We start from the raw sequence: 15,601 nt of genomic DNA on the forward strand, positions 1-15,601 counted from the left end.
TCTGAACTGCCGGGCCGGGCGCAGGAGGCATGATGAGCGACGATGACTCATCGGCGCATCGGCCTCGATCCGATCGGCGAGACGGGCCACCGGCCCGTCGGGCGCCGGTCGCGCCATGGGAACGGCTACCGCCGCAGGCGGAGGCCGAGGACCCGGACATGAACGCGGGCCCGTACGAAGCGCCGCCACCCCGAGTGCCGCACATCAGCAGGCCCTCGGCGCCGCCGCAGCCGTGGCCCGGCCAGCGCATGCCGCCCGGGCCACCCCAACGACCACCGGGGCCGCCGCAACGGCCCGCACCCGCACCGCACCCTGGGCAGCGGCAATATCCGGCGCCGCCGCCCGCGCAGCCTCGCCCGATCCCGCCCGCCCAGCGACCAGGGCCGCCGCCCGGTCAATCCGGCGCGATGCCTGCCAGCCCGCCGCGTCCAGCACCCGGTCAATCCGGGCAGCTGCCGACCAGCGCACCGCGCCCGGCACCCGCGCGTCCCGCACCCGGTCAGTCCGGCCCGATCCCGACCAGCGCGCCACGTCCCGGTCCGCCGCCCTCGGGCCCGATTCCCGTTGCGCCGCAGTCCAGCCGGATGCCACCGCCGCGCTACGCCCCGCCGCAAGCGCGGCCGGAGCCGTACCCACCGCCGCACCGCCGCGCACCCGCAGCGGTCGCCGAGCCTGCCGAGACGGGCCATCGGCCGCGGACGCACGAGTTTCCCGCCGCCACGAAAACAGCCGAGCGGCCGAATTCGAGCGCGCGGCTGCTGAGCGACTCCGGCTCGATGGCGGTCGTGACCCTGCTCAGCCGGGTCACCGGCTTCGGTAAACAGCTGCTGCTGCTGACCGTGCTCGGCCCTGCCATCGCGTCGGCGTTCACCGTGGCCAGCCAGATCCCGAACATGATCGCCGAACTGGTCCTCGGCGCGGTGCTCACCGCGATCGTGGTGCCGACCCTGGTGCGCGCGGAACAGGAGGACCCCGACCACGGGGTGGCCTTCGTCCGGCGACTCGTCACGGCGGCGTTCGTGGTGCTGGCCACCGCCGCGCTGCTGGCCACCGCCGCCGCGCCGCTGCTGACCACCTACGTGTTCCTGTCCGACGACGGCAAGGTCAATACCGGGCTCACCACGGCCCTGGCCTTCCTGCTGTTGCCCGCGATCCTCTTCTACGGCATGTCCGCCCTGCTGACGGCCATCCTCAATACCCGGCAGCAGTTCAAGCCCGGTGTCTGGGCGCCGGTGCTGAACAACCTCGTCGTGCTGAGCGTGCTCGGTCTCTATGTATTGATGCCGGGCGAGATCAGCCTGAATCCGGTGCGGATGGGCGAGCCGAAACTGCTGGTGCTCGGCGTCGGCGTGACGCTCGGCGTGGTGGTGCAGGCGGTGAGCCTGGTGCCCGCGATTCGACGTGAGCACATCGATCTGCGCCCGCTGTGGGGTGTCGACGCGCGGCTCAAGCAGTTCGGCGGGATGGGCGCGGCCATCATCCTGTACGTCCTGATCAGCCAGGCGGGGTTCGTCTTCGCCACCCGTATCTCCTCGCATGCCGATTCCGCGGGCCCGGCGATCTACAACAACGCCTGGTTGCTGCTGCAACTGCCCTACGGCGTCCTCGGCGTCACGGTGCTCACCGCGATCATGCCGCGGCTGAGCCGCAACGCCGCCGCCGATGACACCCCCGCGGTGGTCGACGACCTCTCGGCCGCCACCCGACTGACCATGATCGCCCTGCTGCCGGTGGTCACCTTCCTGACCCTGGCCGGCCCACAGGTCGGGCAGGCGCTCTATGGCTACGGCAACTTCGGCAGCGGCGACGCCGCCCGGCTCGGCCTCGCGGTCAGCTGGTCGGCCTTCTCGCTGATTCCCTACGCGCTGGTGCTGATTCATCTGCGCGTGTTCTACGCCAGGGAACAGGCCTGGATCCCGACCTGGATCATCCTCGGCATCACCGCCGCCAAGATCACCTTCTCGGCGATCGCGCCGATGGTCACCGATGCCGAGCACGTGGTGATCGCGCTGGGTGTGGCCAACGGTCTCGGGTTCGCGGTCGGCGCCGTGGTCGGCGGCTTCCTGCTGCACCGCAGTCTCGGCGATCTGCGGATGTCGAACGTCAGCCGGACGATCACCCGGGTCCTGTTCGCCTCGGTGGCCGGCGGCGCCGTGATGTGGATCGTGGACCGCGTGCTCGGACTCGAGCGCCTGACCGCCTCGTTCGGCGGTCCCGGCTCGCTCATCCGGGTCGCGATCACCGCGGTCGTCATGTTCTCGGTCGCCTTCGGCCTGATGCGCCTGGCCGGTGTCCCGGAGGTCGTCGCGATCACCGTCGCCATCTCCCGGCGCCTCGGCTGGACTCCGCCCGCACCCGATCTCGATCTCGACGGTCCCGTCGACGACTACGCGACCCAGGTATTGCGCAGGCCGGATCCGTATCTGGCATACCCTGGGTACGACCCGTACATGGATGCTCAGACCATGGTCTTGCCCGTGATCCGAGCCGATGCCGTTGACATCACCGGCATGGGCGAGTTCCCGTACCCTGTTCGGCAGAGAAGCACAAGTGGCGAAATCGCCGGAACCTCGACATACCAGGGCGAAGGAGGACCGAGGGTGAGCGACGACGCGGTGGGCGGCGCCCCGGCCGCTGATTCTTCCGGCAGCACGGCAGGCGGGCTTTCGACAGACGCACCGCCTCCCGTGGGCGAGCCGTCGGATCCCGCGTACGCGAACCGCGAGACCGGCTCCGGTCCATCGGATCACGATGCGGCTGGGCCGGAGCACGAGGCGGCCCCGCAAGGACCGCACGATCGTCAGAGTCAGATACCGGCCCGCGATCCGATGTACGACACCGGAATGATCCCGATCGGGTCGCCGGAGATGCCACCGCTCGGTGGCGAGAACCTGGGCTCGCGACGCACGCCGCGCGGTCCGAAGCTGATTCCCGGCGCGTCGGTGGCCGGTGGCCGGTACCGGCTGCTCGCCGGGCACGGCGGGGCCCGCGGTCTCAAGTTCTGGCAGGCCCTCGACATCAAACTCGACCGCGAGGTCGCGCTGACGTTCGTCGACGCCGACCAGAAGTCGAGCGAGAACTCCGGCCACGACGGCCCGCAGGCGATTCTGTCCCGCACGCTGCGGCTCGGGCGGATCAACTCACCCGGCCTGGCTCGGGTACTCGACGTGGTGCGCGGCAGCTCCGGCGGCATCGTGGTGGCCGAGTGGACCCCCGGTCGCTCGCTGCGCGAGATGGCCGAGACGGTGCCGTCACCGATCGGTGCCGCGCGGGCCATCCGTGCGCTGGCCTCGGCCGCCGAACTGGCCCATCGCGGCGGCGGATCGCTGTCCATCGACCACCCGGACCGGGTGCGCATCAGCGCCACCGGCGACGCGGTGCTCGCCTTCCCCGGCACCCTGGCCGATTCGGACGCGCAGTCCGACGTACGCGGCCTCGGCGCCATGCTCTACGCCCTGATCACCGCCCGCTGGCCGATTCGCTCCGGTGGGGTCACCGGCACCGCCGCGACCGTCGGAGGGTTGCGGCTCGCCGATTTCGGCCCGGACGGCACCCCGGTGGAACCGCGCCAGATAAGACCCGAGGTGCCCTTCGAGATCTCGGCGGTCGCGGTGCGGTCGCTGGAGTCGAACAAGGGCGTGCGCACCGCCGCGACCGTGCAGCACGTGCTCGAGCAGGCGTCGGTGGTGGATCAGAAGACCGATTTCATTCCGGTGCTCCGACTCGGACAGCGGCCGCCGTCAGCCCCCGACGAGTCGCTGGCCGACCCGGAATTGCTTGCGGCCGAACGCGAGAGATCCCAGCGGATGATGTGGATCATGGTCGGCCTGGGCATCCTGGCCGCGCTGGTGGTCGGCATCGTGATCTGGTGGATGGTCAGCGTGTTCGCGCCGGGCGCTTCGGACGCCCCGCTGAACGAGCAGCGCAATATCGGCCTCACCACGAACAACAGTGCCCCGGCCACACCAGCGGCCGCCGGACCGACCCCCGCTGCGGGTGGGGTGCCGATTCCGGTGACCGGAGTGTCGGTGTTCTCGCCGGAAGGCACCCAGGACGGCGTCGGCAACGTCAACTTGGTGCTGGATCAGAACCCGGGCACCCTGTGGCGCACGGATCAGTACTTCCAGCAGTTCCCGGCGCTCAAGAAGGGAATTGGGCTGCTATCGACGCTACCCAGCCCGGCCAAGTTGACGAACGTCTCGATCAACTCGCCGAGCCCGGGAACTTCGGTGGAGATCCGCACCTCGCCGACCGCGCAACCGACCCTGGATCAGACCCAGCTGATCGGCACGGCCAAGCTAGGTGACGGGGTCACCGACATCCCGGTACGTACCGATCAAGCCGCCCGCTACGTGCTCGTCTGGATCACCGGACTGGGCAACTCCGGTGGTCAGTTCCAAACTTCGATCGCAGATATCCGTTTCGACGCCGCTCCCTAGCCCGCCCCGCTCTACTGCCCGCCGCACGTGAAGTGAACCGTGCAGGCCACGCGCTGACGCCTTCTGTCGTGTCGCGCCTCCGATCCCGATACCCCCGGTTTGGTTGCTGCTGAATCGCGAGGGACGATATGATCTCCTCGCGCTCTCAGCACAGGGGAGCTTCCCGGGTTCTGGTTTTTCGATCCTGGATGCTGCGAAATTTCGGTGATGGTCGTCCGTGTCCGTCACCACCGTGAGCGCTGTCCAAGGGGTTGGCATTGTCGTCGGAACTGAACGAAGAAGTCCGCGGGGGGACATCGCGGCCTGCCGCGTACCGCGAGCGTTCGTTCGTGGGCGAGGACTACACCGATATCGAGCTGCTGCAGGCGCATGTGCGCGGCCAGCGGCACGCCTTCGCCGAGCTGCTGCGCAGGCACAACGATCATCTGTGGCAGACCGCCATGCGCACCTCCTACACCCGCGAGGACGCGGCGGATTCGCTACAGGACGCGCTGCTCTCGGCCCACCGCACGGCCGCGACGTTCCGCGCCGAGGCCGAGGTGCGCAGCTGGCTGCACGCGATCGTGGTGAACGCGTGCCTGGACCGGATCCGGCGCAACAAGATCCGCAAGGCCGTCTCGCTCACCCCCGAGACGATGCCGGAACCCCGCGATGACCGGGACGCGGTCGCCGAACTGGAGATGTCGCTGGTGGTCGATCACGCGCTGTTCTCGCTGCCCCCTGATCAGCGGACCGCACTCGTTGCCATCGATCTCGAGGGGTATAGCGTGGCCGAAGCCGCCGCTATGCTCGGAGTCCCGGAGGGGACGATCAAGAGCCGCTGTGCCCGCGGGAGGCAGCGTCTGCAAGAACGATTGGAATTTCTGCGCGATCCGGGGAACCGGAGGTAGTTGAGATGCGTCATTAATAGTGACGGACCCGTAGACGATGTCCCTATAGTCCCCGTCCCCGAGGCGATCCCCGCGATGTCAGATGAGAACACTGGAGGTGCGATGGCAACCCGGTCGATGCCACAACCTCCGTTCTCGGCCGAACTGCTCGCCGACCTGCACGCGGACAATGTAACGCCCGAGCTACGGGAACACCTGTGGCCCGCGGTCCGGCAAGACGGTCACGCGCTGCGCTTCGTGCACGCCCTGGACGACGTGACCACCGAACTGCGCGCGCTCGGCCGCAGCGACCGGATCATCCATGCGATGCCCGACGACATCGCCGCCCGGCTCGAACAGTTCGTGGACGGTTTCGACCTGGCCGAGGAGCCCACCGAGGCGGGCGCCACCATCTACCAGTTGCCGCGCTCGGCCGAGTCCGAAAACACCGAAGTCACAGCGGTTTCCACGCCGCCCGCCGCGCCGATCTCGCTCGATGAGCGCCGCCGCAGCAGGTTGCGCTGGTTCACCGCCGCGGCCGCCGCGGTGGCGGTCGTCGCCTGCGCGTCGATCGCGCTCACCGTGGTGCGTGGCAACGACGGCACCCCGTCGGCCCAGCCCACCTCGAACAGCGTCCCGCTCGGCGACGATCTCAACGCACCCGCGTTGCTCAGCGCGCTCGGCCGCAACGACGCCACCGGCCTGCTCGGCAGCCCGGCCGCCAGGGAACGCTGCGTGCACGCCAACGGACTCGACCGCACCATCCTCGGCTCGAACAACTTCCGCTATCAGAACCAGGACGCGGTGCTGATCCTGCTCACCGGCCCGCGCACCCCGAAGATCACCGCGCTCATCGTCGGAACCGGTTGCACCACAGACGATCCGCAACGCCTCACCGTGCAGGACATCGGCTGAGTGACCCACGCGACAATCGCGCTCGCTGCCGCCTGAACGCCTCCGTCACCGCACTGAGCCGAACCTCACGTGGGACCGGCTCGGCGCAGGAACAATAGCCATTACCCTGTTGTTGACCGAGACGTCCATTGATTTCTCCCCCGGAAGGGCCTCATGAGTGCGCCAGTTCGCGACCTGATCATCGTCGGCTCCGGACCTGCCGGCTACACGGCTGCCGTGTACGCGGCCAGGGCCGAGCTCCAGCCGCTGGTGTTCGAAGGCACCCAGTTCGGCGGCGCCCTGATGACCACCACCGAGGTGGAGAACTTCCCCGGCTTCCGCGAGGGCATCATGGGCCCGGATCTGATGGAAGAGATGCGCGAGCAAGCCAAGCGCTTCGGTGCCGAGATTCGCACCGAGGACGTGGACGCCCTCGACCTCAGCGGGCCGATCAAGACGGTCACCGTCGGTGACGAGACCTACCAGGCCTACGCGGTGATCCTGGCCATGGGCTCGGCCGCCCGCTACCTCAACGTGCCCGGTGAGCAGGAACTGCTCGGCCGCGGCGTGAGCGCCTGTGCCACCTGCGACGGCTTCTTCTTCAAGAACCAGGACATCGTCGTGGTCGGTGGCGGCGACTCCGCGATGGAGGAGGCCACCTTCCTCACCAAGTTCGCCGCCAGCGTCACCATCGTGCACCGGCGCGAGGAGTTCCGTGCCTCGCGCATCATGCTGGAGCGGGCCAAGGCCAACGAGAAGATCAAGTTCCGGCTCAACGCCGAGGTCGCCGAGGTCAAGGGCGACAGCAGCGTGACGAGCCTGGTGCTGCGCGACACCCGCACGGGGGAGACCTCGGAGCTGGCCGCGACCGGCCTGTTCGTCGCGATCGGCCACGATCCGCGCAGCGAGCTGGTCCGCGACCAGGTCGAGCTGGACGACGAGGGCTACGTGCAGGTGGTGCACCCGTCCACCGCGACCGAGGTGGCCGGTGTGTTCGCCGCGGGTGACCTGGTGGACCACACCTACCGCCAGGCGATCACGGCGGCGGGCACCGGCTGCCGCGCGGCCATCGACGCCGAGCGCTGGCTCGCCGAACAGGGCGACATCAGCTCCAACACCCTGGATCACGCGGGCCACACGGTCGCCGTGCCCGCCAACTGACCTCGCTCTTCCCCGTCGCCCGCGCTGCGGGCGACGGGCCTGGGGCCCGCACTGATCCGTGAGCCCCGCCATTCAGCAAGGAGAATCCCATGTCCGACAGCGCCACCAAGAACACGATCACCGTCACCGACGCGACCTTCGCCGATGCCGTACTGCTCAGCGAGAAGCCCGTCCTCGTCGACTTCTGGGCCACCTGGTGCGGCCCGTGCAAGATGGTCGCCCCGGTGCTGGAAGAGATCGCGGGCACCCACGCGGACAAGCTGACCGTCGCGAAAGTGGACGTCGACGCCAATCCCGGCACCGCCCGCGATTACAAGATCCTCTCGCTGCCCACTATGATGCTGTTCCGCGGCGGTAAGCCGGTGAAACAGATCGTCGGTGCGAAGGGCAAAGCCGCCCTTTTGCGCGAACTCGACGGCGAAATCTGACACCTGTCGCGCAGATGCCATAGGCGCCAAAGGCCGTCGAGAACCATCGACGCGCCGTAGGATGCCTGGACCTGGGAATGCCGAATTCCCGTCCGGGTCTGAGACAATCGACCGACACCGGTCGTGCGCAGGGTGTATCCCATCGCATGAGTGGGTACCCGGATTGACGGAAGGAAAGGGCTCTCACGCATGCACCGACTTCGTCACGGCGATAGCGGTCCAGCCGTAGCAGAGGTTCGGAGCACCCTGGCAAGTCTCGGGTTCTTACACGCACACGTCGATACCGAGCACGCCGACGCACGCGAGTACTGGAAAGACACCGAGGCCTCCTTCGACCACCGGCTCGACTCGGCGGTCCGCGCGTTCCAGCAACATCGCGGGTTGCTCGTCGACGGTGTGGTCGGCCCGGCCACCTACCGAGCGCTGAAAGAGGCGTCCTACCGCCTCGGTGCGCGCACGCTGATCTATCAGCTCTCCGCGCCGCTATACGGCGACGACGTCGCGACGCTGCAGCGCAAGCTGCAAGACCTCGGCTTCTACGTGCATCGGGTCGACGGCTACTTCGGCCCGCACACGCACGAGGGACTGTCCTCCTTCCAGCGCGAGATCGGGCTGGCCGCGGACGGTATCTGTGGACCGGACACGCTCCGCTCGCTCGACCTGCTCGGCGCCCGCGTCACCGGCGGCAATCCGCATCGGATCGCCGAGGAAGAGGTGGTGCATCGGGCCGGGCCGCAGCTCACCGGCAAGCGCATCGTCATCGACCCGGGTCTGGGCGGACCCGACAAGGGACATCCGGTGCCGACCGAATTCGGTGAGGTGTACGAGTCGGAAATCCTGTGGGACTTGGCAAGTCGGCTCGAAGGCCGGATGGCGGCCACCGGCATGGAGACGTTCCTGTCGCGGCCGTGGGGACGCAACCGGACCGACGCCGAGCGCGCCGACACCTCGAATACCTTCGATGCCGACCTGATGATCTCGCTGCGCTGCGCGACCAATCCGAGCCCGCTCGCCAACGGCGTCGCAGGGTTCTACTTCGGCAACTCGCACGGCTCGGCGTCGATGATCGGTCAGGTGCTGGCCGGCTTCATCCAGCGTGAGGTCGTCGCACGCACCTCGCTGCAGGACTGCCGGACGCACGCCAGGACGTGGGATCTGTTGCGGCTCACCAAGATGCCGACCGTCCAGATCGATATCGGTTATCTGACAAATGATTACGACGCCACCGTGCTCACCAATCCGCGCATGCGCGACGTGATCGCCGAGGCCATCCTGATCTCGGTCAAGCGGCTGTACCTGCTCGGGCAGGATGATCAGCCAACGGGCACATACACTTTCGCGGAACTGCTGGCGGAGGAACTTGCCGCCGCCGACCGCATGTAGCTGAGAACGAAACACCCCCTGCCGATCTGATCGGCAGGGGGTGTTTCTTTATAGAGAGACTCAGCGCACTCCGACGCGGGCCGGGGGAGTCATCGCCGCGGCGGCAAGCAGCTGGTCGAGCGCGCGCTCCACGTCTTCCTTCCACCCGTGATCGGAGTCGAGTTCCAGGCGCAGCCGCGGGAACCGGTGGTGCGGCGCGATCACCTTGAAACCGACCTCCTCCAGGAAGTCGGCCTCGATCATGCAGGTCTCCGGCGAGCACTCGGTCATCGAACCCGGTGCGTTCGCCCCGGAACCCTTGATCGGCGAGATGATCCGCTCCATCAGCGTCATCGAGCCGAAGCGCTCCGACAGCGCCTGCGACGGCGGATCGGACCGGATGCCGAACGCCTCCAGCGCGCGCACGCCACGACGCACCAGATCGGCCACCACGGCCTGCATCAGCTGATGGGCAACCTCGTTATCCCGGTACGGGAATTCGGCCTGCAGCGTGGTCAGCAGGACCGCGTCCGGGCTCACCGGTGAGGTGGGGAAGAGGGTGGCGCGCGGTACCGCGCTCGGCGGCGAATACAGGGCACACCCCGCGACGTTGCCGTCGACGTTCGCCACCTGTCCGCAGGAGCCCCACTCCAGCAGCACCGTGGAGAGCCAGGCCTCCTTTTCGAAGACCGGATCGCTGAAGCCGCGGGAGTCCTCGGCGACGGCCGGATCCATCTCCCAGAACACGCAGCGCCGGGAGTGCGCGGGGAGCTTGTCGAGCTCGCCGAGGGTAAGTGCTGTGACGCTGGTCGACACTGCTCTGCTCAGCCTCCAGCTGTCCGATTCGTCCACGCTCATGTCCGCGCCTCGCTCGCGCTCGGCTCGAGCCTGCGCGAGGCACACTGACGCACGGTTCGCACTCTCACACCGCATCACTATGTTCTTGCCAGCAAGAATAAGCGATCAACAGAACCCGCCTCATTCCACGTCGCTGTGCTGTTGGTTAAGAACTTGTGTTGGTCCGTCCGGGAGATCGTGCGCTCCGCTAACTTGCGGAATTCACGCGCCGTCACAGTGACGTTTCGGCTCCCAGGGCGGTACCTGTCGCATTCACAAGTCTTTTTCTGTCACTTCCGTCACAAGCTGAGGGTTCTGGCCCATCAGGCTGGCAATGCGCTCGAGATCCTCGAGCGAGCCGAACTCGACGACGATCTTGCCCTTGCGCTTGCCCATGCTCACCATGACCCGCGTATCGAACGAGTCGGCCAGCCGCTCCGCGAATCGCTGCATGCCCGCCGCGATCAACGGCTTGTGCTTCGGCTCCGGCGGCGCGGTCGGATCCGCCACCGGCTCCGGGGTCGTTTCCTGGTTTGCCAGGATGACGGCTTCCTCGGTGCTGCGGACGGATAGTCCCTCCGCCACCACGCGCTTGGCTAGTTCCTCTTGCGCGTCCACCCCGGCGGTCAGCCCGAGCAGCGCTCGCGCGTGTCCGGCCGAAAGCACACCCGCCGCAACCCGACGCTGCACCGAGATCGGCAGCTTCAGCAGCCGGATCATGTTGGTGACGGCGGACCGCGAACGACCGATGCGATCGGCGAGCACCTCGTGGGTGACGCCGAACTCTTCCAGCAGCTGCTGATAGGCCGCCGCCTCTTCCAACGGGTTGAGCTGCACCCGGTGGATGTTCTCCAACAGGGCATCGCGCAACATCGACTCGTCGGCGGTCTCCCGGACGATCGCGGGGATCGCGGTCAGACCCGCGACCTGCGAAGCGCGCCACCGGCGTTCGCCCATCACGAGCTGATACTTGTCGACACCCGGCTCGACCCGACGCACCACGATCGGCTGCATCAGACCGAATTCCTTGATCGAGTGCACCAACTCGTCCAGCGCCTCGGCCTCGAACACCTGACGCGGCTGCTTCGGGTTCGGCTCGATCTGGTCCGGCGGAATCTCGCGGTAGACCGCGCCGCCGGCGGAGAGGTCGTCCTCGGTCGGGTCGGGGACCCGATGCAGATAGGCCGACGCGGGCTGCGGCCCGATCGGATCCAGACCGATGACGCTGGCCGCTTGACTGCTGAGCCCCGGCGCAGTCGCCGGTCCCGTCGGGATCAGCGCGGCAAGACCGCGCCCTAGCCCACCCTTCTTCGCCTGACTCATCGGTCTACAGACCCCTTCCTCGTTCCGCCACCAAACCGGGTCTTGCCGACCCGGCGCTCATCCGGCCAGATCACTCCGCAGCTTCGGCGGCGGCATGCGCCATCGCCGTCGCCCTGGCCGCCATTTCACGCCCGGCATCGAGGTAGCTCATCGCGCCTCGGGAACCTGGATCGTAATCGAGCACCGTCATGCCGTAGCCCGGCGCCTCGGACACCTTCACACTGCGCGGAATCACCGACCGCAGCACCACATCACCGAAGTGCCCGCGGACCTCCTCGGCGACCTGGTCGGCCAGCTTGGTCCGGCCGTCGTACATCGTGAGGATCACCGTCGACACATGCAGGTCCGGATTCAGGTGCGCCTGCACCAGACCGATATTGCGGAGCAGCTGCCCGACACCCTCCAGCGCGTAGTACTCGCACTGGATCGGGATCAGCACCTCCTTGGCCGCGACCATCGCGTTGACGGTCAGCAGGCCGAGCGACGGCGGGCAGTCGATCATCACGTAGTCGATGTCGTAACCGGCGATATTGGCCTCCTGGATGGCGGCCTTGAGCCGACCCTCCCTGGCCACCATCGACACCAGTTCGATCTCCGCACCGGCCAGATCGATCGTCGCCGGGATGCACAGCAGCCGCTCATTGTGCGGGCTCTGCTGGATCGCGTCCCGGACCGAGACCTCGCCGATGAGTAGTTCGTAGCTGGACGGAACACCAGAGTGGTGCTCGATCCCGAGGGCGGTGCTGGCATTGCCCTGCGGGTCCAGGTCGATCACGAGGACCGTCATCCCCTGATGCGCCAAAGCGGCCGCGAGATTAACCGCGGTGGTCGTCTTGCCGACGCCGCCCTTCTGATTGGCGATGGTGATGATGCGTTGCTCGTGCGGTTTCTGCACTGTCACCTTTCCTGGATGGAGAATCTGGCTGGCGCGTTGCGCTTCGGCCGCGATCGGGGTCTCGCTGGGGGAGATGTTCCCGAACGGTGTGCTTCCGAATGTCTCTGTGTCGAAATTGCTGGAGTCCAGCATTCCCGGCACGCGCGACGTAGTTTCCCGTGAAACATTCGACGGACCGCTCGACATAGACAGCTCCTAACCCGAGAACTTCAGATCACGTGCTTCCGACGAGCGTCGGCGCCGTGTCATCAAACAGCTGGTGTCGGTACGAACATGATGCGCAACCGGGTTCGCGGCGCCCGATCGACCGAGCGGAGCTCTCGTCGCGACACCAAATCCTCCGTGGCACCTACGCTCACGCCCGACGCCCACTAGCTTGCCAGCACCGAGCGCGATAAGAAAGCTGAATCGCGGCAATGCACACACGACACGCGAAACTGCCCCAATTCCACCCCGATCCCCGATGTTTCACATGAAACACTGCGCCCGCCAACAGGGTTACGGGTCATCCCAAGCAGATTCGCGTCCACGGACCTCGGCAGGCCGACCCGAAACCAGCGCACTCCGCTGACCGTGGGCGAACTTGATAACTCCACCGCAACGCGATTGGACGAGTGTCTGCCGATCAGCGAAGGGGCCCTGCAAGTTCCACAGGGAGCGTCGCCCGGCTGCTAGGTGCAAACCCGCAACAGAACCTGACCTAGCTACTCCGCAGGACAAGATCAGTCGAGCTCGGCCTTCCCTGCCTCAAACGCGTGCGGACCGCCATGTGCCCAGACCCGCAAGGGCCCTCATCCCAACCCGCGCCGAACCTCGGGGCTCGTCTGCCCACCCCCGTCACGCAAGCCGAGACTCATCTCTGAGTGACCCGCCCCGCGAGCACGACAGGGCAGCACCGCCTCCCGATGTTTCATGTGAAACCACCCGACACGCGCCCCCGAGAATCGCTCGTCTGTCCGGCGCTGTCCCCCGCGCCGGGGAGCTCCGATTCCGACGGAGGAAGAGCGAGCCCGTGACTCGACCGACAACTCACGGCTTTGGGGCTCCTGCGGGGGAGTGGCCGAGCGTGTCCCGATCGACGAAGACTCACGAGTCGTGCTGTATCGGTCCCGGGGGGCGTGCGTACGAACCGTCCCACCCGGACGCGCCCGACGCCAACCGACGCTGAGTCGTATGCCGGTTCACCACCGCGCGCCCGGATGCGTCTAATGTCGACCCGCGCTAAGTCGTACACCAGTTCACCGCCTCAGTTGGCCTCGCCATGCGCGCCGCAACCGAGGCCCTGGACCGTCCGCTGACATTGGGGGAACTGCGTGGGCAGCCCCTGCCAATCGGCGGAGCAACATCGTGAATCCCGCATGGTGCACGAGCCGACCGCCGCCGTGGATCGCCAGGGAACCAGACCGACGTACACCTCTGGGGCATCGCGCGATCGAGCTCGGATTCAACTCCCGCGACCCGGCCGCACGTCCATGCCATAACCAATACATCCCCGTGACCGAGCCCGCCCGACGGGACCCGGGGAGTCACTCACCAGTCCCTGCGACGCGCAGATTTGATTCCCCGTGAAACCGAGCGGACTCGACCGAACCGTTGCAGCTTTGGAGAGCGCAGGGAAAGGCTGAGCGAGTGTGCCCCCGATCGACAGAGACTTGCGAGTACCCCAGCGCACGAGATCCGGTCTGCGCGTTCGGACCGCCACGCAACCGATCCCTCGCGCACTCTCGGTGTCAGCGTGCACGGGATCAGCTGCGCCCCGAACGTGCCGATCGACGGAACCTCCCGCGGGCGCGCAACCGGCCCCGCGCAAACCACAGGACAGCCCGGAGTCAGGATCGGGTCCGCCCGTCGGTGTGCCAGCAAGCGACGCGACCCTGTTGGCCGTCCACAGGTCTGGTGAGGATTTCGGGGAACGAACCGGACCGCGCGTGGCCGATCGACACAGACTCGTGAGTGCACCGCCGGACCCCGCGTATTCCACAGGGCAGCGCAAAGTTCGGATCGACTCAACGCCTTCAGCCGGTCCGAGGACGGCGCGGCGTCTGCAATCGACGCCGCGTCGCGACCGTTCGCGGACTCGGTGCGGCCTGCGCGGAAACGAACCGGGGAGCGCGTGGCCGATCGATAAGGACTCACGATTACGCGGCCGGGAGCCACGCACGCCACCGGCAACACACGGTCCAGATCGGTTCGGCGGCGGCAGTCGGCCTTGACCGCGCAAGGCCCGGCAAGTGACGCAGCCTCTCGGGGACTGCCAGGGGGAAGTCGATTCGATTCGCGGAACCTCACGAGAGGAACGCGCAGCCGATCCCGCACACGCCACGGGTCGTCGCGGACCGGGTTCGGCCGCCTCAGTCGGCCCGACCACGCAAGGCCGCAACCGACGCAACCTCTCGGGACTGCCGGGGGAGTCGATTCGATTCGCGGAACCTCACGAGGGGAACGCGCAGCCGATCCCGCACACGTCATGGGTCGTCGCGAATCAGGTTCGGCTGCCTCAGCCGGCCCGGCCAAGCGCGGCCCGCAAGTGACACAGCCTCGCGATCGCTCACGGGCTTGGTGACGCCAAGCGGAACTGCGGGGAGAGAGCGTGCCGATTGACGGTCTCCTCGCGAGTCCTACATGTAAGCAGTCCGGCCCGGCGCGCGGACCTGACAAGGACAACCCGAACTCGCATGCGCACTGACGCAACGCGCTGAGGTCGGGGCATCGGCCCGTCTTCCTCAACCGGTTTTGTGCGTGCCGACCTGAGCACCACAAGCATCACCGCTCCCGATGTTTCATGTGAAACCGTCCGACACGGACCGAGGGGGAGTCACCCATCTGTCCTTGCGACAGGGAGATTCGTCTCCCCATCGAACCGCGGGGGCCGGGCGTCCACCGGCACATCCCGATGCAGCCTCTCTCGACCGCTCGCACAGGCTTGGTGAACGCCAAGCAGGGAAGTGCTTCCTAGTCGACGGACGTCTCGCGAGTCCTACATGTGAGCAGTCCGGCCCGGTGGATGGACCGGTCAAGGGCAACCGACCCGCATGCGCACTCACGCCGTTCGCTGAGTTCCGGCATCGGACTCGACTGCCTCAAACGGTTCTGCGCATGCCGATCTTTCGACCTCCACCGCATCGCATCCGTGTGGCCGCATCCCCGCGAGTACGACAGGGCACCCACCGCCGTCCCAACGTTTCATGTGAAACCGGCTGCCACAACGCTCTGCCGAGGTCGCCCATCCGTCCTTCCGACAGGGAGATTCGGCTCTTGATCGAGCGGAGTGCGCCGGGCGCAAACCCGGCACAATCCCGATTCAGGTTTCCCGCCAGACGATCCGAAGCGATCCACGTTTCCCGTGAAACATCCGATACAGATCGATCCGCCGCTTGCCTGCCGACGCGACCC

The 15,601-nt window shown here is 67.4% G+C and carries 9 protein-coding genes; 6 read left to right on the plus strand and 3 right to left on the minus strand.

Features of this window, described 5'->3' with window-relative positions; all coding sequences use genetic code 11:
- Positions 1-32: 32 nt before the first annotated feature.
- The 6 genes from ACIBK2_RS41790 to ACIBK2_RS41815 all read left to right on the plus strand — a co-directional run bounded on the left by ACIBK2_RS41790 (position 33) and on the right by ACIBK2_RS41815 (position 9,174).
- On the plus strand, positions 33-4,439 hold the full coding sequence (locus ACIBK2_RS41790) for a lipid II flippase MurJ (RefSeq protein ID WP_396976079.1): 4,407 nt from the start codon (positions 33-35) through the stop codon (positions 4,437-4,439).
- A gap of 329 nt (positions 4,440-4,768) precedes the next feature.
- A complete protein-coding gene (gene sigM / locus ACIBK2_RS41795) occupies positions 4,769-5,329 on the plus strand; it encodes an RNA polymerase sigma factor SigM (RefSeq protein ID WP_379283173.1) in 561 nt (186 codons plus the stop codon).
- A gap of 102 nt (positions 5,330-5,431) precedes the next feature.
- Positions 5,432-6,223 carry a hypothetical protein gene (locus ACIBK2_RS41800; protein ID WP_396976081.1) on the plus strand — a complete coding sequence of 264 codons (792 nt, stop codon included), beginning with the start codon at positions 5,432-5,434 and terminating at the stop codon, positions 6,221-6,223.
- A gap of 153 nt (positions 6,224-6,376) precedes the next feature.
- A complete protein-coding gene (gene trxB / locus ACIBK2_RS41805; RefSeq protein WP_396976083.1) occupies positions 6,377-7,363 on the plus strand; it encodes a thioredoxin-disulfide reductase in 987 nt (328 codons plus the stop codon).
- Between the two features lie 89 nt (positions 7,364-7,452).
- Entirely contained in the window at positions 7,453-7,791 is a 339-nt protein-coding gene (trxA, locus tag ACIBK2_RS41810; protein ID WP_150400455.1) for a thioredoxin, read from the plus strand.
- 189 nt (positions 7,792-7,980) lie between these two features.
- Positions 7,981-9,174, plus strand: a complete 1,194-nt coding sequence (locus tag ACIBK2_RS41815) for an N-acetylmuramoyl-L-alanine amidase (protein ID WP_396976086.1) — start codon at positions 7,981-7,983, stop codon at positions 9,172-9,174.
- 60 nt (positions 9,175-9,234) lie between these two features.
- On the opposite strand, the gene ACIBK2_RS41820 is transcribed toward ACIBK2_RS41815, so the two are convergent.
- The 3 genes from ACIBK2_RS41820 to ACIBK2_RS41830 all read right to left on the minus strand — a co-directional run bounded on the left by ACIBK2_RS41820 (position 9,235) and on the right by ACIBK2_RS41830 (position 12,340).
- A complete protein-coding gene (locus ACIBK2_RS41820; protein ID WP_396976241.1) occupies positions 9,235-9,969 on the minus strand; it encodes a GNAT family N-acetyltransferase in 735 nt (244 codons plus the stop codon).
- 294 nt (positions 9,970-10,263) lie between these two features.
- Positions 10,264-11,313 carry a ParB/RepB/Spo0J family partition protein gene (locus ACIBK2_RS41825; protein WP_396976088.1) on the minus strand — a complete coding sequence of 350 codons (1,050 nt, stop codon included), beginning with the start codon at positions 11,311-11,313 and terminating at the stop codon, positions 10,264-10,266.
- Between the two features lie 70 nt (positions 11,314-11,383).
- The gene (locus tag ACIBK2_RS41830; protein ID WP_228540497.1) at positions 11,384-12,340 is read right to left on the minus strand and encodes a ParA family protein; all 957 of its coding nucleotides are present in this window, start codon (positions 12,338-12,340) and stop codon (positions 11,384-11,386) included.
- Between the last annotated feature and the right edge of the window lie 3,261 nt (positions 12,341-15,601).

This window comes from Nocardia sp. NPDC050175, from assembly GCF_044459885.1.
Lineage (GTDB): Bacteria > Actinomycetota > Actinomycetes > Mycobacteriales > Mycobacteriaceae > Nocardia.

Coding starts and splice junctions, on each gene's coding strand:
- ACIBK2_RS41790 (WP_396976079.1), top strand. CDS start 33: ATGAGCGACGATGACTCATCGGCGCATCGGCCTCGATCCGATCGGCGA.
- ACIBK2_RS41800 (WP_396976081.1), top strand. CDS start 5,432: ATGGCAACCCGGTCGATGCCACAACCTCCGTTCTCGGCCGAACTGCTC.
- trxB (WP_396976083.1), top strand. CDS start 6,377: ATGAGTGCGCCAGTTCGCGACCTGATCATCGTCGGCTCCGGACCTGCC.
- trxA (WP_150400455.1), top strand. CDS start 7,453: ATGTCCGACAGCGCCACCAAGAACACGATCACCGTCACCGACGCGACC.
- ACIBK2_RS41815 (WP_396976086.1), top strand. CDS start 7,981: ATGCACCGACTTCGTCACGGCGATAGCGGTCCAGCCGTAGCAGAGGTT.
- ACIBK2_RS41825 (WP_396976088.1), bottom strand. CDS start 11,313: ATGAGTCAGGCGAAGAAGGGTGGGCTAGGGCGCGGTCTTGCCGCGCTG.
- ACIBK2_RS41830 (WP_228540497.1), bottom strand. CDS start 12,340: ATGCTGGACTCCAGCAATTTCGACACAGAGACATTCGGAAGCACACCG.